At 70.9% G+C, this 24,911-nt stretch carries 26 protein-coding genes; 6 read left to right on the forward strand and 20 right to left on the reverse strand.

Going from position 1 to position 24,911, the window contains the following annotated elements:
• The first annotated feature begins 249 nt into the window (after positions 1-249).
• The gene (locus EAD98_RS11740) at positions 250-546 is read left to right on the forward strand and encodes a DUF1540 domain-containing protein (RefSeq protein ID WP_074314020.1); all 297 of its coding nucleotides are present in this window, start codon (positions 250-252) and stop codon (positions 544-546) included.
• A gap of 28 nt (positions 547-574) precedes the next feature.
• Here the strand turns inward: EAD98_RS11740 and EAD98_RS11745 are convergent, their stop codons facing one another.
• Positions 575-2,581 (reverse strand): protein meaA, encoded by a 2,007-nt coding sequence (locus EAD98_RS11745; protein ID WP_121654083.1) that lies wholly within the window; start codon positions 2,579-2,581, stop codon positions 575-577.
• A 151-nt stretch (positions 2,582-2,732) separates the two neighbouring features.
• On the opposite strand from EAD98_RS11745, the gene EAD98_RS11750 reads away from it, so the two are divergent.
• Together EAD98_RS11750 and EAD98_RS11755 are read left to right on the forward strand one after the other, a co-directional pair.
• Complete coding sequence (locus tag EAD98_RS11750) at positions 2,733-3,584, forward strand: ABC transporter ATP-binding protein (RefSeq protein WP_121654084.1); 852 nt, start codon at positions 2,733-2,735, stop codon at positions 3,582-3,584.
• Complete coding sequence (locus EAD98_RS11755; protein ID WP_121654085.1) at positions 3,581-4,426, forward strand: ABC transporter permease; 846 nt, start codon at positions 3,581-3,583, stop codon at positions 4,424-4,426. Before EAD98_RS11750 ends, EAD98_RS11755 begins: the two co-directional genes overlap by 4 nt.
• A 56-nt stretch (positions 4,427-4,482) precedes the next feature.
• Here the strand turns inward: EAD98_RS11755 and EAD98_RS11760 are convergent, their stop codons facing one another.
• Positions 4,483-5,331: a 3-hydroxyacyl-CoA dehydrogenase family protein gene (locus EAD98_RS11760; protein WP_121654086.1), complete on the reverse strand. Its 849-nt coding sequence runs from the start codon at positions 5,329-5,331 to the stop codon at positions 4,483-4,485.
• Positions 5,332-5,407: 76 nt separating this feature from the next.
• Positions 5,408-6,847: a UDP-N-acetylglucosamine 1-carboxyvinyltransferase gene (murA, locus tag EAD98_RS11765; protein ID WP_121654087.1), complete on the reverse strand. Its 1,440-nt coding sequence runs from the start codon at positions 6,845-6,847 to the stop codon at positions 5,408-5,410.
• Between murA and EAD98_RS11770 the strand changes: the two genes are divergently transcribed.
• Both EAD98_RS11770 and EAD98_RS11775 read left to right on the forward strand, forming a co-directional pair.
• Complete coding sequence (locus EAD98_RS11770) at positions 6,846-7,418, forward strand: cob(I)yrinic acid a,c-diamide adenosyltransferase (RefSeq protein WP_121654088.1); 573 nt, start codon at positions 6,846-6,848, stop codon at positions 7,416-7,418. The two genes, murA and EAD98_RS11770, sit on opposite strands and share 2 nt — an antisense overlap.
• The gene (locus tag EAD98_RS11775) at positions 7,394-7,816 is read left to right on the forward strand and encodes a VOC family protein (protein ID WP_121654089.1); all 423 of its coding nucleotides are present in this window, start codon (positions 7,394-7,396) and stop codon (positions 7,814-7,816) included. The genes EAD98_RS11770 and EAD98_RS11775 overlap by 25 nt, the downstream gene beginning before the upstream one ends.
• A 145-nt stretch (positions 7,817-7,961) precedes the next feature.
• Here EAD98_RS11775 and EAD98_RS11780 read toward each other — a convergent pair whose 3' ends face one another.
• The 13 genes from EAD98_RS11780 to glyA form a co-directional block, all read right to left on the reverse strand.
• Complete coding sequence (locus EAD98_RS11780; protein WP_121654090.1) at positions 7,962-8,417, reverse strand: DUF2550 domain-containing protein; 456 nt, start codon at positions 8,415-8,417, stop codon at positions 7,962-7,964.
• A 12-nt stretch (positions 8,418-8,429) separates the two neighbouring features.
• Positions 8,430-8,711, reverse strand: a complete 282-nt coding sequence (locus tag EAD98_RS11785) for a F0F1 ATP synthase subunit epsilon (RefSeq protein ID WP_121654091.1) — start codon at positions 8,709-8,711, stop codon at positions 8,430-8,432.
• An 89-nt stretch (positions 8,712-8,800) separates the two neighbouring features.
• Positions 8,801-9,943: an LCP family protein gene (locus EAD98_RS11790; protein WP_121654092.1), complete on the reverse strand. Its 1,143-nt coding sequence runs from the start codon at positions 9,941-9,943 to the stop codon at positions 8,801-8,803.
• A 221-nt stretch (positions 9,944-10,164) separates the two neighbouring features.
• Entirely contained in the window at positions 10,165-11,601 is a 1,437-nt protein-coding gene (atpD, locus tag EAD98_RS11795) for a F0F1 ATP synthase subunit beta (RefSeq protein WP_121654093.1), read from the reverse strand.
• Entirely contained in the window at positions 11,601-12,530 is a 930-nt protein-coding gene (locus tag EAD98_RS11800; RefSeq protein ID WP_121654094.1) for a F0F1 ATP synthase subunit gamma, read from the reverse strand. The genes atpD and EAD98_RS11800 overlap by 1 nt, the downstream gene beginning before the upstream one ends.
• Before the next feature lie 4 nt (positions 12,531-12,534).
• Complete coding sequence (gene atpA, locus EAD98_RS11805) at positions 12,535-14,187, reverse strand: F0F1 ATP synthase subunit alpha (RefSeq protein ID WP_121654095.1); 1,653 nt, start codon at positions 14,185-14,187, stop codon at positions 12,535-12,537.
• Between the two features lie 116 nt (positions 14,188-14,303).
• Positions 14,304-15,125, reverse strand: a complete 822-nt coding sequence (locus tag EAD98_RS11810) for a F0F1 ATP synthase subunit delta (RefSeq protein WP_121654096.1) — start codon at positions 15,123-15,125, stop codon at positions 14,304-14,306.
• Positions 15,125-15,664 (reverse strand): F0F1 ATP synthase subunit B, encoded by a 540-nt coding sequence (locus EAD98_RS11815; RefSeq protein ID WP_121654097.1) that lies wholly within the window; start codon positions 15,662-15,664, stop codon positions 15,125-15,127. Before EAD98_RS11815 ends, EAD98_RS11810 begins: the two co-directional genes overlap by 1 nt.
• 26 nt (positions 15,665-15,690) lie before the next feature.
• Positions 15,691-15,924, reverse strand: coding sequence for an ATP synthase F0 subunit C (locus tag EAD98_RS11820; RefSeq protein ID WP_030488047.1), 234 nt, complete (start codon positions 15,922-15,924; stop codon positions 15,691-15,693).
• 66 nt (positions 15,925-15,990) lie between these two features.
• Positions 15,991-16,788: a F0F1 ATP synthase subunit A gene (gene atpB / locus EAD98_RS11825; protein ID WP_121654098.1), complete on the reverse strand. Its 798-nt coding sequence runs from the start codon at positions 16,786-16,788 to the stop codon at positions 15,991-15,993.
• Positions 16,789-16,799: 11 nt separating this feature from the next.
• Positions 16,800-17,036, reverse strand: a complete 237-nt coding sequence (locus EAD98_RS11830) for an AtpZ/AtpI family protein (RefSeq protein WP_121654120.1) — start codon at positions 17,034-17,036, stop codon at positions 16,800-16,802.
• A gap of 181 nt (positions 17,037-17,217) precedes the next feature.
• On the reverse strand, positions 17,218-17,637 hold the full coding sequence (locus EAD98_RS11835; protein WP_121654099.1) for a hypothetical protein: 420 nt from the start codon (positions 17,635-17,637) through the stop codon (positions 17,218-17,220).
• The gene (gene glyA / locus EAD98_RS11840; RefSeq protein WP_199723376.1) at positions 17,630-18,919 is read right to left on the reverse strand and encodes a serine hydroxymethyltransferase; all 1,290 of its coding nucleotides are present in this window, start codon (positions 18,917-18,919) and stop codon (positions 17,630-17,632) included. Before glyA ends, EAD98_RS11835 begins: the two co-directional genes overlap by 8 nt.
• Positions 18,920-18,954: 35 nt before the next feature.
• Here glyA and EAD98_RS11845 point away from each other — a divergent pair, with 35 nt between their 5' ends.
• On the forward strand, positions 18,955-20,442 hold the full coding sequence (locus EAD98_RS11845) for an SDR family oxidoreductase (protein ID WP_121654101.1): 1,488 nt from the start codon (positions 18,955-18,957) through the stop codon (positions 20,440-20,442).
• A gap of 28 nt (positions 20,443-20,470) precedes the next feature.
• On the opposite strand, the gene EAD98_RS11850 is transcribed toward EAD98_RS11845, so the two are convergent.
• The 4 genes from EAD98_RS11850 to prmC all read right to left on the reverse strand — a co-directional run bounded on the left by EAD98_RS11850 (position 20,471) and on the right by prmC (position 24,898).
• Positions 20,471-22,585, reverse strand: coding sequence for a transglycosylase domain-containing protein (locus EAD98_RS11850; RefSeq protein ID WP_121654102.1), 2,115 nt, complete (start codon positions 22,583-22,585; stop codon positions 20,471-20,473).
• Positions 22,586-22,691: 106 nt separating this feature from the next.
• The gene (locus EAD98_RS11855; protein ID WP_121654103.1) at positions 22,692-23,303 is read right to left on the reverse strand and encodes a phosphotyrosine protein phosphatase; all 612 of its coding nucleotides are present in this window, start codon (positions 23,301-23,303) and stop codon (positions 22,692-22,694) included.
• Positions 23,304-23,951 carry an L-threonylcarbamoyladenylate synthase gene (locus tag EAD98_RS11860; protein ID WP_121654121.1) on the reverse strand — a complete coding sequence of 216 codons (648 nt, stop codon included), beginning with the start codon at positions 23,949-23,951 and terminating at the stop codon, positions 23,304-23,306.
• A complete protein-coding gene (gene prmC, locus EAD98_RS11865) occupies positions 23,951-24,898 on the reverse strand; it encodes a peptide chain release factor N(5)-glutamine methyltransferase (RefSeq protein WP_121654104.1) in 948 nt (315 codons plus the stop codon). Before prmC ends, EAD98_RS11860 begins: the two co-directional genes overlap by 1 nt.
• Positions 24,899-24,911 lie beyond the last annotated feature (13 nt).

Here is a 24,911-nt window from a genome sequence, read left to right on the forward strand (position 1 = left end):
GCCAGGATCGCCGGGCCGGCGATCGGGAAGGCGGCAACCGGGCGGCGGCAATCGAGGGCCGGTGACCGCGCGGGCCCGGGGATCGGGCGGGCACGGCGGGCCCCACCCCACCCACGACGCAGCGCGACAAAAGCAGCGCGACAAAGCAGCGCGACAAACCCCGAACACCCGGGCATCGCCAACAGCAGCAGAACGACATCACGAAGCCGGCAAAAGCCTACGATCAGGAAAAGCCTAGAGGAGGTCGGCATGACCGCAGCGATGGAGATGCCCCGAGTCCAGGAGTGCGTGGTCGTAGCTTGCGCGTACAACGACGCCGGCGACTGCCACGCCTTTGCGATCACGATCGGCAGCATGGATCACGCGCACTGCCATACCTTCGTCGAGTCGCCGGTGCGCGGCGGTGTGGAGAGCCTGATCGCGCAGGTGGGCGCGTGCCAACGGTCCGACTGCCGGCACAACGAGCAGCTCGAGTGCCATGCTTCGTCGATCAGGGTCGGCCCGGACAACGACATGGCCGACTGCATGACCTACGACGGCCGCTGACCTGCCACGACCGTCCCGTCAGGGCAGATCAGGGCAGATCGTTGGCGCGGCGGATGACCGTCACCAGGTCGTCGATGATGCTGGTGAGGGCGAAGTCCTTCGGGGTGAAGACCCGGGCCACCCCGGCCGCCCGCAACGTGTCGGCGTCCGCGGTGGGGATGATGCCGCCCACGACCACCGGAAGGTCGGCCCGGCCGGCTGCGCGCAGCCCGTCGAGTACGGCCGGCACGGCGGCGAGGTGCGAGCCGGACAGCACCGAGAGCCCCACTAGGTCGACGTCCTCCTCGACGGCGGCGGCGACAATCTGCCCGGCGGTCAGCCGGATGCCCTGGTAGACGACCTCGAAGCCGGCGTCGCGGGCGCGTACCGCGATCTGCTCGGCGCCGTTGGAGTGCCCGTCCAGGCCGGGTTTGCCGACCAGCAGCCGCAGCCGGCCGCTGCCCAGCTCGCGGGCGGTGGCGGTGACCCGCTCGCGGACGGCCGCGAGGCCCGGGTCGCCGCCGGTGCCGGTGCCGCCGGCCAACCCGGTGGGCGCCCGGTACTCGCCGAAGACCTGGCGCAGCGCGCCGGCCCACTCGCCGGTGGTCACACCGGCCCGCACGCACTCCAGGGTGGCCGGCATCAGGTTCGTGGTGGTCGCGGCGTCCGCGCGGAGCCGGGCCAGCGCCGCGTCGACGGCGGCGGCGTCCCGGTCGGCCCGCCACCGGCGTACGCCGTCCGCGGCGGCTGCCTCGACCGCCGGATCGACCTGCTCGACCGCCTCCGCTCCGGCGGCGGTCAGCGGGGACGACTCGGTCTCGGTGAAGCGATTGACGCCGACCACCACGTCGGCGCCGGACTCCATCCGGCGGCGGCGCTCGGCCAGCGAGGCGACCAGCGCGCTCTTGAGGTAGCCGGTCTCCACGGCGGCCACCACGCCGCCCAGCTCCAGCACCTTGTCCAGCTCGACCCGGGCGCCGGTGACGATCTCGTCGACCAGCGCGGTCATCACGTGCGAGCCGGCGAAGAGGTCGGGGTATTCGAGCAGGTCCGACTCGTACGCCAGGACCTGCTGCATCCGCAGCGACCACTGCTGGTCCCAGGGGCGGGGCAGGCCCAGCGCCTCGTTCCAGGCGGGCAGCTGCACCGCTCGGGCCCGGGCGTCACGGGACATCGTGACGCCGAGCATCTCCAGCACGATGCGCTGGATGTTGTTCTCCGGCTGCGCTTCGGTCAGGCCGAGCGAGTTGACCTGTACGCCGTAGCGGAACCGCCGCTGCCGGGCCTCGGTGACCCCGTACCGGTCGCGGGTGATCTCGTCCCAGAGCACGCCGAACGCGCGCATCTTGGCGATCTCCTCCACGAACCGCACCCCGGCGTTGACGAAGAACGAGATCCGCTGCACCACGTCACCCATCCGCTCGGCGGGCACCTGGCCCGAGTCACGGACCGCGTCGAGCACGGCGACCGCCGTGGCCAGCGCGAAGCCGACCTCCTGCACCGGCGTGGCACCGGCCTCCTGGAGGTGGTACGAGCAGATGTTGACCGGGTTCCACCGCGGCATCTCACTCAGCGTGTAGGCCACCACGTCGGCGGTGAGCCGCAGCGACGCCGCCGGCGGGAAGATGTACGTCCCCCGGGACAGGTACTCCTTGATGATGTCGTTCTGGGTGGTGCCGGCGCAGCAGGCCAGCTCCGCGTTCTGCTCCAGCCCCACGGTGCCGTACAGGGCGAGCAGCCACATCGCCGGGGCGTTGATGGTCATCGAGGTGTTCATCTCGGCCAAGGGGATGCCGTCGAACAGCGCCCGCATGTCGCCGAGGTGGGCCACCGGCACGCCCACCCGGCCGACCTCACCGGCGGCCAGCTCGTGGTCGGGGTCGTACCCGGTCTGGGTCGGCAGGTCGAAGGCGACCGAGAGACCGGTCTGCCCCTTCGCCAGGTTGCGGCGGAAGAGGGCGTTGGTCGCCGCGGCCGACGAGTGGCCGGCGTAGGTGCGCATCACCCACGGGCGGTCCCGCTCGGGCAACCGCCCCGGGAATGCCTTCTCATCCATGGCCGGAGTCTAAGTTACCGTTCAGTAAAACGGGTTGTGGAAAACCACACAGGTCCATGTCGCGGACGTCCGGGTCCGAAGCTCCCGCAGTGGTCCGGACCACCACACCCCGGGCACCACGTCGCCCCAGCCAGGACGCACACTGGACGCCATGGATGACGAGCTGGCCATCTCCGTCCGGGGGCTGCGCAAGGCGTACGGCGACAACGTGGCCGTGGCGGGTGTGGACCTCGACGTCCGCCGCGGCGAGGTGTTCGCGCTGCTCGGCCCGAACGGCGCCGGCAAGACCACCACCGTGGAGATCCTGGAGGGCTACCGACGGCGGGATGCCGGCGAGGTCACCGTGCTCGGCGCGGATCCGGCCCACCCAGATGCCGGCTGGCGGTCGCGGGTCGGCATCGTGCTCCAGGGCACCGGCGAGTTCGACGAGCTGACCGTGGCCGAGGTGATCCGCCACTTCTCCGGCTTCTACCCGGACGCCGACGACCCGGACAAGGTGATCGAGCGGGTCGGGCTGGCCGGCAAGGCGAAGGCCCGCACCCACACCCTCTCGGGCGGGCAGAAGCGCCGCCTCGACGTGGCGCTGGGCATCATCGGCCGCCCCGAGCTGCTCTTCCTCGACGAACCGACCACCGGCTTCGACCCGGAGGCCCGTCGCGAGTTCTGGGAGCTGATCCGCGACCTCGCCGCGGCCGGCACCACCATCGTGCTGACCACGCACTACCTGGACGAGGCGGAGTCGCTCGCCGACCGGGTCGGCGTGATCGCCGGCGGCCGGTTGGTCGAGGTGGCCGCGCCGAACCGGCTGGGCAACCGGCAGGAGGCCCTCGCGACGGTCTCCTGGCGTACCCCGGACGGGACGCCGGAGAGCGCGCAGAGCGCGACGCCGACGGCCCTGGTGGCCGAGTTGGCCGCGCGCTACGGCGGCGAGGTCCCCGGGCTCACCGTGACCCGGCCGACCCTGGAGGACGTCTACCTCACGATGATCGGACACGCGCGATGACGACCACGACGAAGCCGGCGACGCCGGTCACCGCGACCCGGGGCCGGCGGCCGGGCGCCGGCGCGCTCGCCCTGCGGCAGGGCCGGCTGGAGATCACCCAGTTCCTGCGCAGCCGGGAGTCCGTGGTCTTCACGATGGGCTTCCCCATCATCATGATCCTGATCTTCGCGTCGATCTTCGGCGGCACGATCGGCGGTGGGGTCAAGTTCACCCAGTACTTCATCACCGGGATGATCGCGACCGGCCTGATGACGGTCAGCTTTCAGAACCTCGGCATCTGGATCCCGATCGAGCGGGACCGGGGTGTGCTCAAGCGCTACCGGGGCACGCCGATGCCGAAGTGGGTCTGGTTCGCCGGCAAGGTGATCATGGTGGTGGCGATCGGCATCGCCGAGACCGTGCTGCTGCTGGCGGTCGCGGTGGCGCTGTTCGACCTCGACCTGCCGGGCACCGCCGGGAAGTGGTTCACCTTCGGCTGGGTCGCCGTGCTCGGCGTGACCGCCTGCACTCTCTGCGGCATCGCCATCTCGTCGCTGGCCCGCACCGCGCGCAGCGGCTCTGCGGTGGTCACCCCGGTCGCCCTGGTGCTCCAGTTCATCTCCGGGGTGTTCTTCGTCTTCACCGACCTGCCCACCTGGATGCAGCAGGTGGCGGCGCTGTTCCCGCTCAAGTGGATGTGCCAGGGGCTGCGGGCGGTCTTCCTGCCGGAGAGCTTCGGCGCGCAGGAGCCGGGCGGCTCGTTCGAGCTGGGCCGCGTTGCGCTGGTGCTGGCCGTGTGGTGCGTGCTCGGCCTGGTGCTCTGCCTGACCACCTTCCGCTGGACCACCAAGCGCGACGGCTGAGCGGTTGAGAAGGGGGGCGGGCGCACGGCGCCCGCCCCCTTCTCCGTTGCCGGGGCTCAGTACGTGTAGAAGCCCTTACCGGTCTTGCGGCCCAGGTCGCCGGCGGTGACCATCCGCTGGAGCAGCTCCGGCGGGAAGAACTTCTCGTCCGCGGTGTCGGTGTAGATGTTCTTCGAGGCGTGCAGCAGCACGTCGACGCCGGTCAGGTCGGTGGTTGCCAGCGGGCCCATCGCGTGCCCGAAGCCCAGCCGGCAGGCGGTGTCCAGGTCCTCCGCCGACACCACGCCGGACTCGACCAGCTTGACCGCCTCCACCACCAGGGCGGAGATCAGCCGGGTGGTGACGAAGCCGGCGATGTCCCGGTTGACCACCACCACCGTCTTGCCGATCTCCTCGGCGAAGGCCCGTACGGTGGCCAGCGTGGCATCACTGGTCTTGTAGCCGCGGACCAGCTCGCAGAGCTGCATCATCGGCACCGGGGAGAAGAAGTGGGTGCCGACGACCGCCTCGGGCCGCTCGGTGACCGCGGCGATTTGGGTGACCGGGATGGCCGACGTGTTGGTGGCGAGCACCGCGTCGGACTTGCAGATCTTGTCCAGGGCGCGGAACACCTCGTGCTTGATCTCGAGGCGTTCGAAGACCGCCTCGACCACGATGTCCGCGTCCGCCGCCGCCTCCAGGTCGGTGGTGGGCGTGATCCGGGCGAGCGTCGCCTCGACGTCCGACGCCTCGATCTTGCCCTTCTCGGCGAACTTCTCCAGCGACTTCCGGATGCCGCCGAGGCCGCGCGTGGTGGCCGCGTCGTCCAGGTCGCGCAGCGTCACCTGCCAGCCCGCCTGCGCCGCCACCTGGGCGATGCCGGAGCCCATGAGCCCGGCCCCGACGACCGCGAGTCGACCCGCCATCTGCTTCTCCCTCGCCTGCTTGAGTGCCTGACTGCACCCTAGTCGGCGGGCCTGAACGACGGCTAAGGGAGTGCCGTCAGATCTCCAGCGCCGGCTCCTCCGGCGTCGTGCCGCGCTCGACGGCGACCCCGAGCGCGCGCAGGTCGGCCACGAAGTCCGGGTAGCCCCGGTCGACGTGGTGCACGTGGGAGACCTCGGTGACCCCGTCCGCGCAGAGCCCGGCGATGATCAGCCCGGCCCCGGCCCGGATGTCGGTGGCCCGCACCGGCGCCCCGGAGAGTCGGCTGCGGCCCCGGACGACCGCGTGGTGCCCGTCGGTCTTGATGTCCGCGCCGAGGCGCATCATCTCGTTGGCGAACATGAACCGGCCGTCGAAGATGTTCTCGGTGATCAACGAGGCGCCGTCGCTGACCGCGGCGAGGCCGATCGCCATCGGCAGCAGGTCGGTGGCGAAGCCGGGGTACGGCAACGTCACCACGTCGACCGCCCGCGGCCGGTCGTCCATCCGCACCCGGAAGCCGTCGCCCCGGGTCTCCACCAGCCCTCCGGCCGCCACCACCTTGTCCAGCGCGACCTCCAGGAAGGCCGGGTCGAGCCCGGTCACCGTCACGTCGCCCCGGGTCATGGCCGCGCCGAACGCCCAGGTGCCGGCGACGATCCGGTCCCCCACCGTGGCGTGCCGCACCGGGCGCAGCCCCGGTACGCCGGTGATCCGCAGGGTGGACGTTCCGGCGCCGGTGATCCGCGCGCCCATCTGGTTGAGCATGGTGCAGATGTCGACGATCTCCGGCTCCCGAGCGGCGTTGTCGATCGTCGTGGTGCCCTGTGCCAGCACGGCCGCCATCACCAGGTTCTCGGTCGCGCCGACGCTGGGGAAGTCGAGCATGATGTCCGCGCCGCGCAGCCCGTGCGGCGCGGTGGCGATGACGAAGCCGTGTTCACCGGAGATGTCCGCGCCCATCCGGGTCAGCCCGGAGACGTGCATGTCCAGCCCGCGTGAGCCGATGGCGTCGCCGCCCGGGTGCGCCACCCGCACGTACCCCCGGCGGGCCAGCAGGGGGCCGAGCACGCAGATCGACGCGCGCAGCCGGCGGACCAGGTCGTAGTCCGCGTCCGCGCCGGGCTGTTCGGGTACGTCGATGGTCACCGAGCGGGACCGGGCGACCCCGCCCCGCGCGACCATCGGGTCGACCGGGTCGTCCGCGTCGAACCGCACGTCGCAGCCCAGCCGACGCAGCACCTCCCCCATGATCGCGATGTCGGTGATCCGCGGGACGTTGGTGATCACGCTGCGGCCCGGTGCGAGCAGCGCGGCGGCCATCAACTTCAACGCCGAGTTCTTGGCACCGACCACGTGCACGGTGCCGGCCAGCCGGGCGTCACCGCGTACCCGGATGACGTCGACATCGTTGACCGCCGGATCGCCCGCGTCCCCGGGACCCACCGCCGGCCAGCCGGCGGTGGTGTCCGGCCGTGCCGGGATCGTCAGGTCCGGTATCCGTAGGCTGTGCGTCATGGCCGTCCACCTCACGCGCATCTACACCAAGGCCGGCGACGCCGGCATGACCAGGCTGAGCAACAACGAGCAGGTGCCGAAGACCGATCCACGGATCGCCGCGTACGCGGATGCCGACGAGTGCAATGCGGCGATCGGCGTCGCGATCGCCCTGGGCCAGCTCGACGAGGAACTGCGGGGCGCGCTGGCGTCGATCCAGAACGATCTGTTCGACGTCGGCGCGGACCTGTCCACGCCGGTCGAGCCGGAGCCGAAGTATCCGCCGCTGCGGGTGACCGAGGAGTACGTCGAGCGCCTTGAGGGCTGGTGCGACGAGTACAACGCACGCCTGAGCAAGCTCGACTCCTTCATCCTCCCCGGCGGCACCACGGGCGCGGCGCTGCTGCACGTGGCACGGACCATCGCCCGGCGTGCCGAACGGGCAGCGTGGGCGCTGGTCAGCCACGATCCGGAACGGACCAGCCCGCTCCCGGCAAAGTATCTCAACCGGCTCTCCGATCTGCTCTTTATCCTGTCAAGAACGGCAAATCCGGCGGGAGATGTGCTATGGGTGCCGGGCGGGAAGCGCTGAACGTCGGCGCACTGCACCACGTCGAGGTCTGGGTTCCCGATCTCGCGGCGGCCACGCGTAGCTGGGGCTGGCTCCTGGGCGAGCTGGGCTGGACGCTTCACCAGGACTGGCCGGCCGGCCGCTCCTGGCGCCTCGGCCCCACCTACATCGTGCTGGAGCAGTCGCCCGCGCTCTCCGGGCCCCGGCACGACCGGCTGGCTCCGGGGCTGAACCACCTGGCGTTCCACGCCGGCCCGCCGGCCGCCGTGGACCGGCTCGTGGCGGCGGCCCCGGCGTACGGCTGGACGCTGCTCTTCCCGGACCGCCACCCCCACGCCGGCGGCCCCGACACCTACGCCGCCTACCTCACCGACAACCAGGGCTACGAGGCAGAACTGGTCACCACCCCAGACCGGTAACGGCAGTTGAAGGAAACCGCGCCTGAACGACGCACAGCGCCCCGGCAGGGTTTCCGGGGAGCCCGCCCGGCGGAGGGATCAAGCCTGACCGCCCGGAGCCGGGCGGGCTCCCCGGAAACCCCAACGCCGACCAAAGAACGGCGGGTCAGGCAGCAGGCCAGTCCTGGGAGGCCATACGCGGCGAGACCGCCCCCGGAGGGGCGGCCTCGAGCCAGGAGAGGAAACCGGTCACTGTCGACCGCGCCATGGCAATCTCCACCGGTGCGTGGTGACTGGTACAGCGGAGAATCACCCAGTCGGCCGGCATGGAGAGGCGTTCCTGCCCCTCGGGCAACCGGCGGCGCTCCACCGCGAGCCCTTTGCGGGAGAGCACCCGCTTGGGACGAAGCGCGAAGCTGAACATCCGGTACCAGCGCAGCTCGTCACCGGCGAACCGGCCGAAGCCTGGCGACCACCCGCGGCCGTCGAGCATCGTGGAGACCCGGACGCTGAGCCGGATGATGCCACCGCTACGGGTGACCAGTGCCCGTCGGACGAAGAGGATGAGGAGCGCAGCCAGGATGACGGCGACGCCGATCCCGACTCCCTCGACGATCTCCATCCCCGGTACGGCTCAGTGGCTCTGCGAGGAGACCGGGGTCGCGCTCTCGGCCAGCACGGTGACGCCGTCGGCGCTCACCGAGAGGAAGCCGCCGGCCACGTCGTAGGAGACCTGCTGACCGCCGGCAAGCTTGATGCGGACCTGGCCGGGCTCGGCGAGCTGGCCGAGCAGCGGCGCGTGCCCCGGCAGGACACCGAGCTCACCTTCGGTCGTCCGGGCGACGACCATTTCGGCGTCACCGGACCAGACCTTCTCCTCGACGGCGACGAGCTCGACGTGAAGCTGCTGTGCCACGCTGTCTCCTTGCTGCGGCGGCGGATTGCCGAAAGTCTAGTCCTGACGCTGACCCGCCCCCAAGGCGGGTGGGGAGAGCTGCGCCACGACTACTTGGTCTTGTTCTGGAATTCCGGGTGCTCCAGCAGGAACGGGTCCAGTTGTTCATTGTGCAGGGCGGTGAAGAAGTCCGACACGCCTGGCTTGAACTGCTCGCCCTTGTACTTCTTGCCGTCGAAGACACCGCCACCGGGGAGCTTGATCATTTGGATCGTGTTGGGCCGGATGTTCTTGAGGGCGATGCCGTAGTCGACCACGCTGTTGCCGCGACCGTTGAAGATCAGCGACTGGCCGGCGGCACGAAGCACCTTGTCCAGCTTGATCGGGTTGGACACCACGTCGGCGCTGAACGCCTGGCCGACCATGGCCTTGACGAACTGCTGCTGGTGACGCTGCCGGCCGTAGTCGGCGTCGGGGACACCGTTCTTCGGGTAGCGCTGCCGGACGTAGTCCAGCGCCTGCCACCCGCTGAGGTGTTGGTTGCCCTTCTCGTAGACCGCCTGCGGGCCGACGTAGCCCTCGCCGCGCGTGTTGCCCGGCCGCGGCTTACCGTCCGGCTGCTTGTGCTCGGACTTCACTTCCCGCTCGACGTACATGTCGACGCCGCCCATGGCGTCGACGATCTTCTGGAAGCCGGTGAAGTTGATGATCGCGCCAGCGTCGAACCGCTTGATGCCGGTCACGTTCTGCACGGTGGTGGCCAGCAACTCGAAGCCCCGTGCGGCGTCGGGGTTTCCTCCCGGCACCCGGCTGCCGAACGACATGGCGGCGTTGATCTTCGTGGTCTCGCCGGCGAAGTCGGCCTTCTTGAACGGCGGGATCTGCACGTAGAGGTCCCGTGGCAGCGAGAACAGATAGGCCCGGTCCATCGACGACGGCACGTGCAGCACCATGATCGAGTCGGCCAGTGGCGCCGCCGTCGGCGTACGCGGGTCGATGCCGACCAGCAGGATGTTGAGCGGGCCCTTGATGTCGGTCTTCTTCGCCTGCGCCCCGGCCGCCTGGTCGCCGAACAGGTCGGCCTTGCCGACCGCGCCCTCGTAGCGGGCCATCAGCACCTCGGTGCCGACCAGCACGGCCCCGCTGAGCATGGTCAGCACGGTGCCGAACACCGTGCAGACCCTGGCCCAGCGCGGCACACCACGCCAGATGGACGCCTTACGGCCACTCTTGCCGGCCTGACCCACGAGCATCTCCGTTCGTTACGCCCACGAAGAGGAGACGGGCGCACGCAGCCGAAAGGTTGCCAATGTCAACGCTCGTTCACGTGAGCGCGCGAAACGACCGTAGCTCGGGTGGTGGGGAACCGACGACCGCGAGTAACGGACCGCGGCGATGATAGGACTCGAAGGTGAACAAAAGACTGCCCCGGCATTGCCGGGGCAGTCTTTTGGTTGCGGATCTGAGTGGGCTGTCAGCCCTTCATCAGCTCCTCAGCCTTACGCTCCAGGTCCTCGAGACCGCCGCACATGAAGAACGCCTGCTCGGGGAAGTGGTCGTACTCGCCCTCGCTGATCTTGCGGAACGCCTCGATGGTCTCCTTGATCGGGACCGTCGAGCCCGGCACGCCGGTGAACTGCTCCGCCGCGTAGGTGTTCTGCGACAGGAAGCGCTCGATCCGCCGGGCCCGGGCCACGGTGATCTTGTCTTCCTCGGAGAGCTCCTCGATGCCGAGGATGGCGATGATGTCCTGCAGGTCCTTGTAGCGCTGCAGGATCCGCTTCACCTCGGTGGCGACCTGGAAGTGCTCGGCGCCGACGAACTCCGGGGCGAGGATCCGGGACGAGGACGCCAGCGGGTCCACGGCCGGGTAGATGCCCTTGTCGGAGATCGACCGCTCCAGGTTGGTGGTCGCGTCCAGGTGGGCGAACGTGGTGGCCGGGGCGGGGTCGGTGTAGTCGTCCGCCGGCACGTAGATCGCCTGCATGGAGGTGATGGCCTGGCCCCGGACGGAGGTGATCCGCTCCTGGAGCTCGCCCATCTCGTCGGCCAGGGTCGGCTGGTAACCCACCGCGCTCGGCATCCGGCCGAGCAGGGTGGAGACCTCCGAACCGGCCTGGGTGAAGCGGAAGATGTTGTCGATGAAGAGCAGCACCTCCTGCTTCTTCACGTCGCGGAAGTACTCGGCCATGGTCAGCGCGGAGAGCGCCACCCGCAGCCGGGTGCCCGGCGGCTCGTCCATCTGGCCGTAGACCAGCGCGGTCTTGTCGATGACGCCGGACTCGGTCATCTCGGCGATGAGGTCGTTGCCCTCACGGGTGCGCTCACCCACGCCGGCGAAGACGGAGGTACCACCGAAGTTGCGGGCCACACGGGTGATCATCTCCTGGATGAGCACCGTCTTGCCCACACCCGCGCCACCGAACAGGCCGATCTTGCCGCCCTTGACGTACGGGGCGAGCAGGTCGATGACCTTGATGCCGGTCTCCAGCATCTCGGTCTTCGGCTCCAGGTCCGCGAAGGCCGGGGCCTTGCGGTGGATACCCCAGTGGTCGTCCGGGGTCAGGGTCTCGCCCTCGGTGAGGTTGAGCACCTCGCCGATCGCGTTGAACACGTGGCCCTTGACCGCGTCGCCCACCGGCACGGTGATCGGCTTGCCGCGGTCACGCACCTCCGCGCCGCGGACCAGGCCGTCCGTCGGCTGCATCGAGATGGCACGGACCAGGTTGTCACCCAGGTGCTGGGCGACCTCCAGGGTCAGCGTCTTCTCACCGCCGGACAGGTTCACGTCAACGTTCAGGGCGTTGAACAGGGCCGGCATGGCGTCGCGCGGGAACTCGGCGTCGACGACCGGGCCGATGACCCGGACCACGCGACCCGTGGCCGTTTTGGTCTCTACTGGTGCAGTCATCACACTTCACTTCCCGACGCGGCCAGCGCGTTGGCGCCGCCGACGATCTCGCTGATCTCCTGGGTGATCCCGGCCTGGCGAGCCGAGTTCATCTCACGCGTGTACTTCTCGATCATTTCCTCGGCGTTGTCGGTGGCGCTCTTCATCGCCCGCCGCCGTGCCGCCGACTCACTCGCCGCCGACTCGATCAACGCCGCGTAGATCCGCGTGTTGATGTACCTCGGCAGGAGCGCGTCGAGCAGCGCCTCCGCCTCCGGCTCGAACTCGTACGCCGGCAGCAGCCCCTCGGAGCGCGGCCGGTCCTCCACCTGCATCGGCCCAACGATCTTGGTGACCGGGTTCTGCGTCATCAGCGAGTGGAACTCGGTGTAGACGATGTGCAACTCGTCGACGCCGAGCACCCCGTCGGCACCGGCACCACCGTCGACGTCGTCCGCACCGGCGGTGAACGCCTTGATCAGCGTCTCACCCACCGTGCGGGCGTCCTCGAACGACGGCTGCTCGCTGAAGCCCGTCCAGTTGGCCTCGATCGGCCGGTTGCGGAACCGGTAGAACCCGACGCCCTTACGCCCGATGACGTAGAGCACCGGCTCCTTGCCGTCCGCCTTGAGCCGCGCGATCAGCGACTCCGCCATCTTGATCGCGTTGGCGCTGTAGCCGCCGGCCAGGCCACGGTCGCTGGTGACCAGCAGGACGCCCGCCCGCCGCACCCGCTCGCGCGGGGTGAGCAGCGGGTGGTCGATCCGCGCGTTGGACGCCAGCGCCGTGAGCACGCCGGTGATGGCCTGGGCGTACGGCAGGGACGCCTGCACCCGGGCCTGGGCCTTGGCGATCCGGCTCGTCGCCACGAGCTCCATCGCCTTGGTGATCTTCTTCATCGACTTCGCCGAGCGGATTCGTTGACGAAGAACGCGTACCTGGGCCGCCATGGGATCAGCTCTCGGCCGGGCGGTCGGTCGCGCCGTCGCGGAAGCGGGTCACCGTCTCGCGGTTCTCCTCGCCCTCCAGCGGCGCGGCCGGCGCGTCGTTGACCTGACGCTCGTCCGCCTTACCGAGGAAGACCTGCTTGAACTCGCTGATCGCGTTGTCCAGGGAGCCGACGATGTCGTCGCTCCACTGGTTGTCGGCGATGCCGGCCAGCACACCCGCGTGCTTGTGCCGCAGGTACTGGAGGAACTCCGACTCGAAGCGCCGGACCTCACCCACCGGGATGTCGTCCAGCTTGCCCTCGGTGCCGGCCCAGACCGAGACGACCTCTTCCTGCACCGGGTACGGCGAGTAGTTCGGCTGCTTGAGCAGCTCGACCAGCCGTACACCGCGGTCCAGCTGGGCCCGGGAGGCCTTGTCCAGGTCGGAGGCGAAGGCGGCGAACGCCTCCAGCTCGCGGTACTGGGCCAGGTTGAGGCGCAGCGAACCGGCAACCTTGCGCATCGGCTTCACCTGCGCGGCGCCACCGACCCGGGAGACCGAGGTGCCGACGTTGATCGCCGGACGGACGCCCTGGTTGAACAGGTCGGTCTCCAGGAAGATCTGGCCGTCGGTGATCGAGATGACGTTGGTCGGGATGAAGGCCGAGATGTCGTTGGCCTTCGTCTCGATGATCGGCAGACCGGTCATCGAGCCGCCACCCAGCTCGTCGGAGAGCTTCGCGCAGCGCTCCAGCAGACGCGAGTGCAGGTAGAAGACGTCACCCGGGTACGCCTCACGGCCCGGCGGGCGACGCAGCAGCAGCGACACGGCCCGGTACGCCTCGGCCTGCTTGCTCAGGTCGTCGAAGACGATCAGGACGTGCTTGCCGCCGTACATCCAGTGCTGTCCGATGGACGAGCCGGTGTACGGGGCGATGTACTTGAAGCCGGCCGGGTCGGACGCCGGGGAGGCCACGATGGTGGTGTACTCCATCGCGCCCGCCTCCTCCAGCTGCCCCTTGATCGAGGCGATGGTGGAGGCCTTCTGGCCGATGGCGACGTAGATGCAGCGAACCTGCTTCTTCGGGTCGCCGGTGCGCCAGTTGTCCCGCTGGTTGAGGATGGCGTCCAGAGCGACCGTGGTCTTACCGGTCTTCCGGTCACCGATGATCAGCTGCCGCTGGCCCCGACCGATCGGCGTCATCGCGTCGATCGCCTTGATGCCGGTCTGCAGCGGCTCGAACACCGACTGCCGGGACATCACGTTCGGAGCCTGCAGCTCCAGCTCGCGGTAGCCCTCGTCGGCGATGTCGCCGAGGCCGTCGATCGGCTGGCCGAGCGCGTTGACCACGCGGCCGAGGAAGGCGTCGCCGACGGGCACGGAGAGCACCCGGTCGGTGCGCTTGACGCGCTGCCCCTCCTCCAACTTGGCGGAGTCACCGAGAACGACGACACCGATCTCCCGGACGTCGAGGTTCAGCGCCACGCCGAGCGTGCCGTCCTCGAACTCCAGCAGCTCGTTGGTCTTGGTCGAGGGCAGGCCCTCGACGTGGGCGATGCCGTCACCGGTGTCGGCGACGGTGCCGACCTCCTCGCGGGAGACGTCGGTCGAGTAGGAGGAGACGTAGCGCTCCAGGGCGCCGCGGATCTCCTCCGTCGAGATGGTCAGCTCGGCCATCCTCTGCTTCCTTAAAATTCAGGGGCCCGGGATACCTAGTACCGACCGGTCCGAATGGCGTCTGTCATTCCGGGCGCTTCGCGGCGGAGTCGCCGCAACGCGGGCGGCGGAGCCGGTCAGCGCTTCGCGAGCGCGTTGCGGGTCTCGTTGAGGCGGCGCAGGATGGTGCCGTCGTACAGGTCGGAGCCGACCCGTACGCTCACGCCACCCAGGACGTGAGGGTCGACCGTCTGCTTGACGGAGACCTCTCGACCGTATATCCCGGCGAGACTCGCGCCCAGCCGGTGCTCCTCCTCGTCACTCAACGGGGCTGCCACGGTGACGTACGCCACCTGGCGGTCCCGCCGTTCGGCGGCGAGCTCCACCAGCCGGGTGAGCGATCCGGCGAAGGAGCGCCCGCCGAAGCCGGCCAGCGCCACCTCGATGAGGCGGACGGTGGCCAGGCGGGCCTTGCCGGCCAGCAGCTCGCCGACCAGGACCCCCCGCTGGTCCACCGGGGCCGACGAGTTGGAGAGCACCGCGGAGAGCTCGGGCTGGCCGGCGACGACCTGCCCGAAGCGGAACAGCTCGTCCTCGACCTCGCCCAGGTCACCGGCCGCGTCGACGCTGGCCAGCGCGGCCTCGACGCCGAGCCGCTCGACACCGTCGAGCAGCTCCGTCGGCGTCGACCAACGACCGGAGACCAGTGCGGCGACCAGGTCGAGCGCCCCGTCGCCGATCTTGCCGCGCAGCATTCCGCTGAGCAGTTCGGCGCGGTCCGTGCCGGACCGGGCCGGATCCGAGAGCGCCCGACGCAGCCGCGGCTCGCGCCGCAGCAACCCGGCGACCGCGAGCAGGTCGTTCGCGGCGTGGGCCACCGTGGCCGGGTCGGTGCCGCGGACGTACGCGTCGAGGCGCTCGGCCGCGATCTTGTACGACTCCCGGCTGGCGGCCTGCATCAGCGGGCCCCCGTGCTCTCGAGACCGCTCAGGAACCGGTCGACGGTGCCCTTGCGCCGCGCCTCGTCGGCCAGCGACTCACCGACGATCTTGCTGGCCAGGTCCACCGCGATGGTGCCGACCTCCGTGCGCAGCTCGCGCACGATGGTGGCCCGCTCGGCGGCGAGCTGGTCCTTGCCGGCCGCAATGATCCGGTCGGACTCCTCCCGCGCCTTGGCGAGGACGTCCTGCCGGATCCCCTCGGCGTCGGCCCGGGCGTCGTCGCGGATCTTCGCGGCGTCGGTGCGGGCCTCGGCGAGCTGGGCACGGTACTGCTCGAGCAGCTGGTTCGCCTCGGCCTGAGCGGCCTCGGCGCGCTTGATGCCGCCCTCGATCGCGTCGACCCGAGCCTGGAACGTCTGCTCCATGCGGGGGAAGACGAACTTCATCAGCACGAAGCAGAGCACGGCGAAGGCGACCGAACCGACCACGATCTCCTGCCAGAGCGGGATGATCGGGTTGTGGGTCGACTCACCACCCTCAGCGGCGAGGAAGTACATGGTTACCTCCCGGTCTAAGGGCGGGATCAGCCGGCCCAGATGAAGCCGAAGGCGATGCCCAGCAGCGCCAGCGCCTCGATGACGGCGAAGCCGATCCAGACGTACGGCAGGGTCATCCGCGACGACTCCGGCTGGCGGGCGGTCGACTGGATGTAGGCGGCGAAGACCAGGCCGACGCCGATGCCCGGGCCGATGGCCGCGAGGCCGTAGCCGATGGCGGCGGTGCTGCCCTCTACCGCGGCGAGAACGCTAGCGTCCATTGGTGTGGTTCCTCCTGGTTATCACGCGTGACTCTCACGCGGGACGACAACGGTTGGTGCGGTGGATCAGTGCTCTTCGGCGAGCGCGCCCTGCACGTAGCTGGCGGTGAGGACGGTGAAGACGTATGCCTGCAGGCAGATCACCAGGAACTCGAGGAAGGTGAGCGCGATGGTCATCACCCAGGAGAGCACCGAGACCGGGGCCAGCCAGGCGTTGGCGCTCAGCATCGCGAAGCCGCCGAGCGTGAAGACCAGCAGGAGCATGTGACCGGCGAACATGTTCGCGAAGAGACGCACCGCGAGCGAGAACGGCCGGACGATGAAGGTCGAGAAGAGCTCGATCGGGATCAGCAGCGGCAGGATGTACCAGGGCGCCGGCGGGATCAGCGAGTTCCTGAAGTACTTGACGAAGCCGTGCTGCTTGATGCCGATGTAGTTGAACAGCACGTAGCTGATGATCGCGAGGATCGCCGGGAAGGCGATGTGCGAGTTCGGCGAGATCTGGAAGAACGGGATGATCGCGAACGCGTTCGTCAGCAGCACGAAGCAGAACAGCGTCGTGAAGTAAGGGGCGAACCGCACACCCGCGTGGCCGATCATGTCGACGGCGATGTTGTTCCGCACGAAGCCGTAGATCGACTCGGCGAACCACTGCTTCTTGGTCGGCACCAGCTGCGGGTTCCGGTAGCTCGCCAGGAAGAAGATGATCAGAACGCCGACGGCGATCCAGACCATCGCCGTGATCTTGGTGAACCAGTACGAGTTCTCAACACCCCAGGGCAGGATGCTGGGCAGGTAGAAGTCCTCCACCGTGGGTGGGAATCCCGCCTGGCCCGCTGCCAGAACGTTCGCCTGTCCGAACACCGCGTCCCTTCCTAAGTAGGCGTGCCGAGCCGGCGGACGACCAGGATGATCCCCCCGGCCATGCCGAGCACGACGCCGATCCCGGTGGCGACGCCGCCGGTGTCGAGCCACTGGTCAACCAGCCAGCCGATGAAACCCCACACGAGCATGCCTCCGATGAGGTAGCTGAGCGCGGTCCAACCCTGACCGGCGCCGGACGGAAGGTCGTCCGGTTCACCGGCGGGACGGGGGGTTTGGTCACCAGCCATGACGGGGCGAACGATATCAGCCGGGAAGACGAGGCTGTGCCTCACCCCCCGCACAACCGTCGTTGTGTGGGCATCTCGGGGGCCGCGTCGTCTGTGGGCACGCTACTCCCCTTCCGCCCGTGGGAGAATGACCGATGGGCGACAGGTTGTTACGCGTCCGCAGGATGGGATGATCGCCAGGTCAGGCCCGGCGGGCGTGCACCGTGGTCAGCCACCAGATGTGCACCGCCGTCCACACCGCCACCCCGGCGACGATGCCGAGGCAGAGCGGGACCAGACCGGGCCAGCCGGTCGACGCCACCGCCACCATCACCACACCCAGCAGGGTGAACTTCAGCGCGTACAGGCCCAGCCCGAGGGGCAGCAGCAGCTGCGGGTTGATCTTGTCGGCCCAGGCCAGCACCACAGTGGTGAGGGTGTAGCTGAGCACCGTGACGCCGACCCCGGCCGCCGCGCCGAACGCGGCCGTCACGCCGCCGGTCGCACCACCGACCACCGCGGCGACCGCGGCGAGCGCCACCGACGCCACCAGGAGCACCGGCAGGTGTCGCAGCCGCCAGCGCCGGTCGGTGCCGGCGTCGGCGATCGTGGGCTCAGCCACGGGGGTACGCCGGGAACGCGGCGACCAGCTCGGCCACCTCGGCACCGACCCGGGTCAGCTCGTCGGCGCCGCCCGGGGCGCCGGAATCGGCGCGTACCGCCCGCGCGATCAGGGCGGCCACCTGCCGCAGCTCCCCCTCCCGCATGCCCTGCGTGGTGACGCTGGGCGTGCCCACCCGGATGCCGGAGGCCACCATCGGCGGACGCGGGTCGTACGGGATCGCGTTCTTGTTCAGAGTGATCGACGCGGCGTCGCAGCGTGCCTCGGCCTCGGTGCCGGTCACCTCCAGCTCGCGCAGGTCGATCAGGGCGAGGTGGGTGTCGGTGCCCCCGGACACCGGGCGCATGCCCTCGGCGGCCAGCCCGGCGGCGAGCGCCTGGGCGTTGCTGACCACCTGGCTGGCGTACGTCTGGAATTCGGGCTGGGCGGCCTCGCGCAGCGCGACCGCCTTGGCCGCGACCGCGTGCATCAGCGGACCGCCCTGGGTGAACGGGAAGACCGCCTTGTCGATCCGCTGCGCCAGCGACTCGCGGCAGAGGATCATGCCGCCGCGCGGGCCGCGCAGCACCTTGTGGGTGGTGGCGCAGACGACGTCGGCGTACGGCACCGGGGACGGGATCGCCCGGCCGGCCACCAGGCCGATGAAGTGCGCCGCGTCCACCATCAGGTACGCGCCGACCTCGTCGGCGATCTCCCGGAACGCGGCGAAGTCGATCAACCGGGGGTACGCGGTGGCGCCGCAGATGATCATCTTGGGCCGGTGTGCCCGGGCCAGATCCCGCACCTCGTCGTAGTCGATCAGCTCGGTGTCCGGCCGGACGGTGTATCCCACGGTGGCGAACCACTTGCCGGAGAAGTTCACCCGGCTGCCGTGGGTCAGGTGCCCGCCGTGCGGCAGGTCCATCGCGAGCACCGTGTCCCCCGGCTGCACCAGCGCGGCGTACGCGGCCAGGTTCGCGCTGGCCCCGGAGTGCGGCTGGAGGTTGGCGTGCTCGGCGGCGAAGAGCTCCTTCGCCCGGGCGATGCCGATCTCCTCGGCCCGGTCCACCTCGGCGCAGCCGCCGTAGTAGCGCCGGCCCGGGTAGCCCTCGGCGTACTTGTTGGTCAGGGTCGAACCGAGCGCGGCCAGCACCGCCGGCGAGGTCAGGTTCTCGCTCGCGATCAGCTGAAGGCCGCCGCGCAACCGGTCCAGCTCGCCGAGGACCACCCCGGCGATCTCCGGGTCGGTGGCCCTGAGCTGGGCGAAATCCGGCCCCCAGAAGGTGCTCGTCTCGGTGTCCACAGCGAACGAGTCTAGGGGGCCGCACACTGGAAGCCGTGAGATGCCTCGTCACCGGAGCCACGGGATACATCGGCGGGCGGCTGGTGCCATCGCTGCTCAACGAGGGGCACACCGTGCGCTGCCTGGCCCGCAAGGCCGTGCGGCTGCGCGACGTGCCCTGGTCGTCGGCCGCCGAGATCGTCGAGGGCGACCTGAGCCGACCGGAGACGCTGCCCGCCGCGTTCAGCGACGTGGACGTCGCCTACTTCCTGGTGCACTCGCTGGGCCGGCCCGACTTCGAGGCCGCCGACCGGGCGGCGGCGACCAACTTCGCGGCGGCGGCCCGGGAGGCCGGCGTACGCCGGATCGTCTACCTGGGCGGCCCGGAGCCGGCGGCCGACGAGGAGGTCCCCTCCCCGCACCTGCGGTCCCGGGCCGAGGTGGGCCGGATCCTGCTGGCCAGCGGCGTGCCCACGGCGGTGCTCCGGGCCGCGGTGATCATCGGTTCCGGCTCGGCCTCGTTCGAGATGCTGCGCTACCTGACCGAGCGACTGCCCGTCATGGTCACCCCGCGCTGGGTCCGCAACCGGATCCAGCCGATCGCGGTCCGTGACGTGCTGCGCTACCTGGCCGGCTGCACCGCGCTGCCGCCGGAGGTCAACCGCGGCTTCGACATCGGCGGGCCGGACGTGCTCAGCTTCCGCGACATGATGCAGCGCTACGCCCGGGTGGCCGGCCTGCGCCGGCGGATCATCGTGCCGGTCCGCCCGCTCACCCCGTCGCTCTCCTCGCACTGGGTCGGTCTGGTCACGCCGGTGCCGAACGCCATCGCCCGCCCGCTGGTGGAGAGCCTGGTCCACGAGGCGATCGCGCACGAACACGACATCGCCCGGTACGTGCCCGACCCGCCGGGCGGGCTGACCGGCTTCGACGAGGCGGTGGCGCTGGCGCTGGCCAGGGTGCGCGACGCCCAGGTGGAGACGCGCTGGTCGACCGCGAGTGGCCCGGACGCACCGGCCGAGCCGCTGCCCACCGACCCGGACTGGTCCGGCGGCACCGCCTACACCGACGTACGGGAACGGACGGTGGACGCGCCGCCGGCGAAGCTCTGGCGGGTCGTCGAGGGCGTCGGCGGCGAGCACGGCTGGTACTCGTTTCCGCTCGCCTGGTCGATTCGCGGCTGGATGGACCGGCTGATCGGCGGGGTCGGGCTGCGCCGGGGCCGGCGCGACCCGCACCGCCTCCAGGTCGGTGAGGCCCTGGACTTCTGGCGGGTGGAGGAGATCGTCCCGGGCGAGTTGCTGCGGCTGCGCGCCGAGATGCGGCTGCCCGGCCGAGCCTGGCTGGAGATGCGGGTGCTCCCCGCCGACAACGGACGCAGCCGCTACCTGCAACGCGCGGTCTTCCTGCCGCGCGGGCTGGCCGGGCACGCCTACTGGGGGTCGGTGGCCCCGTTCCACGCCGTCGTCTTCGGCGGGATGGCCCGCAACATCGCCCGCGGCGCCGAACAGGCCCCCGACCACCCGGCCGCGCGCACCGACTGAGCCCGCCGGGGCCGGCCGGAACGCGGGCTCAGTTGCCCGTACGCGCGCCGGTGACCTCGAAGGCGACCCGTTCGCTGGGCGGGACGAAGTCCTGGACCGGCTGGTCGCGCAGGGCGGAGGCGAGCACCGCGCCGACCGCGTCCACCATCGCGCCCTGCACCGCCTGACCCACCGCGTCGCGTGGGTCGTCCGGGTTCGCCGCCATCGAGGCCACCGCGAGCTGCGGGGTGAACGCCACCACCGTCTCCGCCTCGTACCGCTCCGAGCTGCCGGTCTTGCCGGCCACCGGGCGGCCGAGCTTGGCCCGCAGGTCGCGTGCGGTGGCGCCGTCGCAACGCCCGTACATCGACTGGTCGCCGACCGGGCAACGGGCCGCGTCGGCGGCCGCCCGGGCCACATCGGTGTCGAGCGCCTGCCGGCAGTCCGGCTTGGCGGCGTCGACCGGGTGGCCCGCCGAGTCGGTGATCGAGACCACCGGCAGCGGGGCGCACCAGGTCCCCTCGGCGGCCACCGTGGCGTACGCCGTGGCCAGGTCGAGCGGGGTCGTCGCGGCCACGCCCAGGGTGAACGGGCCCCAGTTCTTCGCCCCGTACCGGGCCAGCCGGGCGTCGGAGTCGGCGCGCAGCACGATGCCGAGCCGCTCGGCCATCTCCACCACCCGGTCGGCGCCGACCCGCTCGGTGAGCCAGGCGAAGTACGTGTTCACCGAACGCCCGAACGCGGTCCACATGGTGCGCGGGCCGTCCATCGACGACGGGCTGGCGTTCGCCGGGCACCAGCGACCGTCACAGCTCGCCGCACCGGTCACCGGGAACTTCGTGAGCAGCCGGGTCGGCGCGGTGAACTCGGTCGACAGCGGCATGCCGGACTCCAGCGCGGCCAGCATGGTGAAGAGCTTGAACGTCGACCCGCCCTGGTACCCGTCGATCGCCCCGCCGCCGGCGACCAGCTGGTTCACCGTGTTCGGGTGGTTCTTCTGCCCGGCCGGGTTGTCCGCCACGCTGTAGCTGCGGTTCACCGCCATCGCCAGCACCCGACCGGTGCCGGGCTGCACCACCGCGGTCGGCACCGCCCGGGCGTCGGTCGGCTTGTAGATCCGCAGCACCTGCTCGATGGTGGCCCGCTGCACGGCCGGGTCGAGCGAGGAGACGATGGAGAACCCGCCCCGGCGCAGCGTGCGCTGCCGCTCGTCGGCGGTCGACCCGAACGCCGGCTGGTTGCTCCACCACCGGGTGAACCAGTCGCAGAAGAAGCCCCAGTCGTTGTGCCCGTCCGGCACGGCCGTGCAGTCGTTCGGGGTCTCGCTGGGGCGCAGGTCCAACGGCTCGGCCCGCGCCGCCGCCGCCGCGTCCGCCGACACCTGGCTCGACTCCACCATCTGCTCCAGCACGTACGCCCGCCGGCGCAGCGCGCTGTCGGCGTCGCCGTTGATCGGGTCGTCGCTGTCCGGCGACTGGACCAGCCCGGCCAGCAACGCGGCCTGCGCCAGGGTCAGATCGGCGGGGGCCCGGGAGAAGTAGCGCTTGCTGGCCGCCGCGATGCCGTACGCCCCGGCCCCGAAGTAGGCGATGTTGAGGTAGCGGGTGAGGATCTCGTCCTTGCTCAGCTCCCGCTCCAGCGCCAGCGCGTACCGCATCTCCTGGATCTTGCGAGCGGTGGTGACGTCGGTGGCCGCCCTGCGCTGGCTCTCGGTCAGCCGGGGATCGCTGCTGAGCACGTTGCGGACGTACTGCATGGTCAGCGTGGAGGCGCCCTGCCGGGTCTGACCGTCGCGCTTGTTCACGGTGAACGCGCGCACCACACCCCGCAGGTCCACCCCGCTGTGCTGGAAGAACCGGACGTCCTCGGCGGCCACGATGGCCTGGCGCATCACCGGCGCGACCTCGTGCAGCGGCACGTCCACCCGGTCCTCCTGGTAGAAGGAGGTGATCAGGGTGGTGCCGTCGTTGGCGTACAGGTTGGAACGCTGGGCGGTGGGCGGCGTGCGCAGCGTGTTCGGCAGTTCCGAGTAGGGCGTGGACAGGGCGCTGAAGCCGATCCCGAAGACCAGGGCCACCGGCAGGGCGGCCGCCGCCAGCACCAACCCGGCGAGCACGCCGGCGATCACCACGGTCAGCAGTTTGTCGAGATGGGCCCGGATCATCAGCTCTCCCCGCAGGAGCCGGTCACGCTAGGACCCGTTCAGAATGACCCGGAACGCCCCTTTCGCCCCGGGTTTTCCCCAAACCCGGAGGAAACTCGCACGCCGCTCAGGGCAGCAGCGCGGCGGCCAGCGGGTGGACCGTCTCCTCGATCTCGTCGGCGACCCGGCTGAAGCACTGGTCGCCGCGACCCCACGGATCGTCGAGATCGTCGCTCGGCAGCAGCGCGGCGCCCAACCGGGCGTCGTGGGCCGCCGCCACCAGGGCCACGCCCCGGGCGTACACCGCCTCCGGGGTCGCCTCGGCCGGCGGCAGCGCGGCGGCATCCACCCCGGCCAGCAGGCGGCCGAACTCACCCAGCACGAACGTGCGGGCCGCCGCGTCCGGACGCAGCGCCACCACGTACTCCTGCTGATCCGCCGTCGCGGTCAGGACCAGGTCGGCGGCGTCGATGTGCTCCGAACGCAGCTTGCGCGCGGCGAACCCCTCGACATCCCCGCCCCGGCCGATGACCTGCCGGGCCGCCGGCGGGTTCATCTCCTCGCCGGCGTGCCAGCCGCCCGTGCCGGCGCTGTGGCTGTGCAGCAGTTCCTCGGCCCGGGCCGGGTCCTGCTCACGCCGGGCCAACCGCTCCCGCACGGCCAGGGCGAGCAGCCGCTCGGCCATCGGCGAGCGGCAGATGTTGCCCATGCAGACGTGCAGCACGGTGAACGGGGGCACTCAGACTCCCCGGTCGTCGACGAGATCCGGCACCACGTCGCGCAGCTTCTCCAGCGGAATCGCGCCGGCCCGCAGCAGCTGCGGCACCTCGCCGGTCAGGTCCACGATCGTGCTGGGCACCGGATCCGGGCAGGGCCCGGCCTCCAGGTATGCCCGCACGGAGTAGCTGAGCTGGTCGCGCGCCTCCTCGGCGGTGACCGCGGCGGGCTGGCCGGTCTTGTTGGCCGAGGAGACCGCCATCGGGCCGGTCTCCCGCAGCACCTCCAGCGCCACCGGGTGCAGCGGCATCCGCACCGCCACCGTGCCCGACTTGTCGCCCAGGTCCCACTGGAGGCTCGGCGAGTGCTCGACCACGATCGTCAAGGCACCCGGCCAGAACGCCTCCACCAGGTCCCGGGCGGCACTGGGCAGCGAGAAGACCAACCCGTCCAGGGTCTGCCGCGAGCCGATCAGCACCGGCGGCGGCATCTGCCGCCCCCGGCCCTTCGCGTCCAGCAGCGCCTTGACCGCGTACGGGGTGAACGCGTCCGCGCCGATGCCGTAAACAGTGTCCGTCGGCAGGACGACCAGCTCGCCGTTCTTGACCGCCTCGATGGCCGCAGCGATGCCGCGGTCCCGATCGGCGGGCGACCGGCAGTCGTAGAGCATCACGAGGAGTCAGTCTGCCACGCCGTCCCGCTCGGGGCGTGCTGGCCGTCCGCCCGTCGGGACGCGGTGGCGTAGCGAGGGCGGCCGGTGAGGTCCGGATGCTCCGTGATCGCGGTGAATCGGCCGTCCGCGGCCAGCAGCCCCGGCACCGCCGAGCCGTGCGTGTCGTCGTGCTCCACCCCGAGCACGCCGCCGGGCCGCAGCAGCGCCGCCGCCCGGGTGATCACCGGCCGGATCACCGCCAGACCGTCCGCGCCGCCGAAGACCGCCTCCGCCGGGTCGTGCCCGGCCACCTCCGGCGGCACCACCACCTCGACCGGCACGTACGGCGGGTTGCAGAGCAGCACGTCCACCCGGCCGACGAGTTCGGCCAGCAGGTCCGGCGCGGTGACGTCGGCCTCGACCACCTCGATCGGGCGGTCCCCCGCCTCCGCGCGCTCCGCCGCGTTGCGGCGCAGCCAGGCCAACGCGGCCGGCGACCGCTCCACCGCCACCACCCGCGCGCCCGGCAGCTCCTGAGCGACCGCCAGCGCGATCGCGCCGGACCCGCTGCACAGGTCCACCACCAACGGATCGGTCCGGCGGCAGCCCTCATCGAGGCCCCAGCCGGCCAGCAGCTCCGTCTCCGGGCGGGGCACGAAGACGCCCGGACCGACCGCCAGCTCCAGGTGTCGGAAGCCGGCCCGACCGGTCAGGTGCTGCAACGGCTCCCGGGCGGCACGGCGGCGCACCAGCTCGTCGAGCCGGGCCAGGTGGTCGTCGGTCAGGTCGTCGGCGAGCGCCAGTCGACCCCGGGGCACCCCCAGCACGTACGCCGCCAGCAACTCGGCCTCCACCCGGGCCGGGCCCACCCCGGCGTCGGCGAGCAGCCGGGCCGCCCGGGCCACCGCGGCGGACGGACGGAGCCGCCCTGTCCCTTCGGGGGGGTGTTGCGGCAGAGTGGTCACGTCATAATCATGA

Origin of the sequence: Micromonospora sp. CV4 (assembly GCF_003667455.1) — a bacterium.
Lineage (GTDB): Bacteria > Actinomycetota > Actinomycetes > Mycobacteriales > Micromonosporaceae > Micromonospora.

Bases quoted from the DNA above. Each gene is read 5' to 3' on its own strand.
- EAD98_RS11830 (WP_121654120.1), bottom strand. From the start codon at position 17,036: ATGGCTGGTGACCAAACCCCCCGTCCCGCCGGTGAACCGGACGACCTT.
- EAD98_RS11745 (WP_121654083.1), bottom strand. From the start codon at position 2,581: ATGGATGAGAAGGCATTCCCGGGGCGGTTGCCCGAGCGGGACCGCCCG.
- EAD98_RS11850 (WP_121654102.1), bottom strand. From the start codon at position 22,585: ATGATCCGGGCCCATCTCGACAAACTGCTGACCGTGGTGATCGCCGGC.
- EAD98_RS11740 (WP_074314020.1), top strand. From the start codon at position 250: ATGACCGCAGCGATGGAGATGCCCCGAGTCCAGGAGTGCGTGGTCGTA.
- EAD98_RS11750 (WP_121654084.1), top strand. From the start codon at position 2,733: ATGGATGACGAGCTGGCCATCTCCGTCCGGGGGCTGCGCAAGGCGTAC.
- EAD98_RS11770 (WP_121654088.1), top strand. From the start codon at position 6,846: ATGGCCGTCCACCTCACGCGCATCTACACCAAGGCCGGCGACGCCGGC.
- EAD98_RS11800 (WP_121654094.1), bottom strand. From the start codon at position 12,530: ATGGCGGCCCAGGTACGCGTTCTTCGTCAACGAATCCGCTCGGCGAAG.
- EAD98_RS11810 (WP_121654096.1), bottom strand. From the start codon at position 15,125: ATGCAGGCCGCCAGCCGGGAGTCGTACAAGATCGCGGCCGAGCGCCTC.
- EAD98_RS11760 (WP_121654086.1), bottom strand. From the start codon at position 5,331: ATGGCGGGTCGACTCGCGGTCGTCGGGGCCGGGCTCATGGGCTCCGGC.
- EAD98_RS11790 (WP_121654092.1), bottom strand. From the start codon at position 9,943: ATGCTCGTGGGTCAGGCCGGCAAGAGTGGCCGTAAGGCGTCCATCTGG.
- EAD98_RS11820 (WP_030488047.1), bottom strand. From the start codon at position 15,924: ATGGACGCTAGCGTTCTCGCCGCGGTAGAGGGCAGCACCGCCGCCATC.
- EAD98_RS11860 (WP_121654121.1), bottom strand. From the start codon at position 23,951: ATGCTCTACGACTGCCGGTCGCCCGCCGATCGGGACCGCGGCATCGCT.
- atpD (WP_121654093.1), bottom strand. From the start codon at position 11,601: ATGACTGCACCAGTAGAGACCAAAACGGCCACGGGTCGCGTGGTCCGG.
- EAD98_RS11755 (WP_121654085.1), top strand. From the start codon at position 3,581: ATGACGACCACGACGAAGCCGGCGACGCCGGTCACCGCGACCCGGGGC.
- atpA (WP_121654095.1), bottom strand. From the start codon at position 14,187: ATGGCCGAGCTGACCATCTCGACGGAGGAGATCCGCGGCGCCCTGGAG.
- EAD98_RS11775 (WP_121654089.1), top strand. From the start codon at position 7,394: ATGGGTGCCGGGCGGGAAGCGCTGAACGTCGGCGCACTGCACCACGTC.
- EAD98_RS11780 (WP_121654090.1), bottom strand. From the start codon at position 8,417: ATGGAGATCGTCGAGGGAGTCGGGATCGGCGTCGCCGTCATCCTGGCT.
- EAD98_RS11815 (WP_121654097.1), bottom strand. From the start codon at position 15,664: ATGTACTTCCTCGCCGCTGAGGGTGGTGAGTCGACCCACAACCCGATC.
- murA (WP_121654087.1), bottom strand. From the start codon at position 6,847: ATGACGCACAGCCTACGGATACCGGACCTGACGATCCCGGCACGGCCG.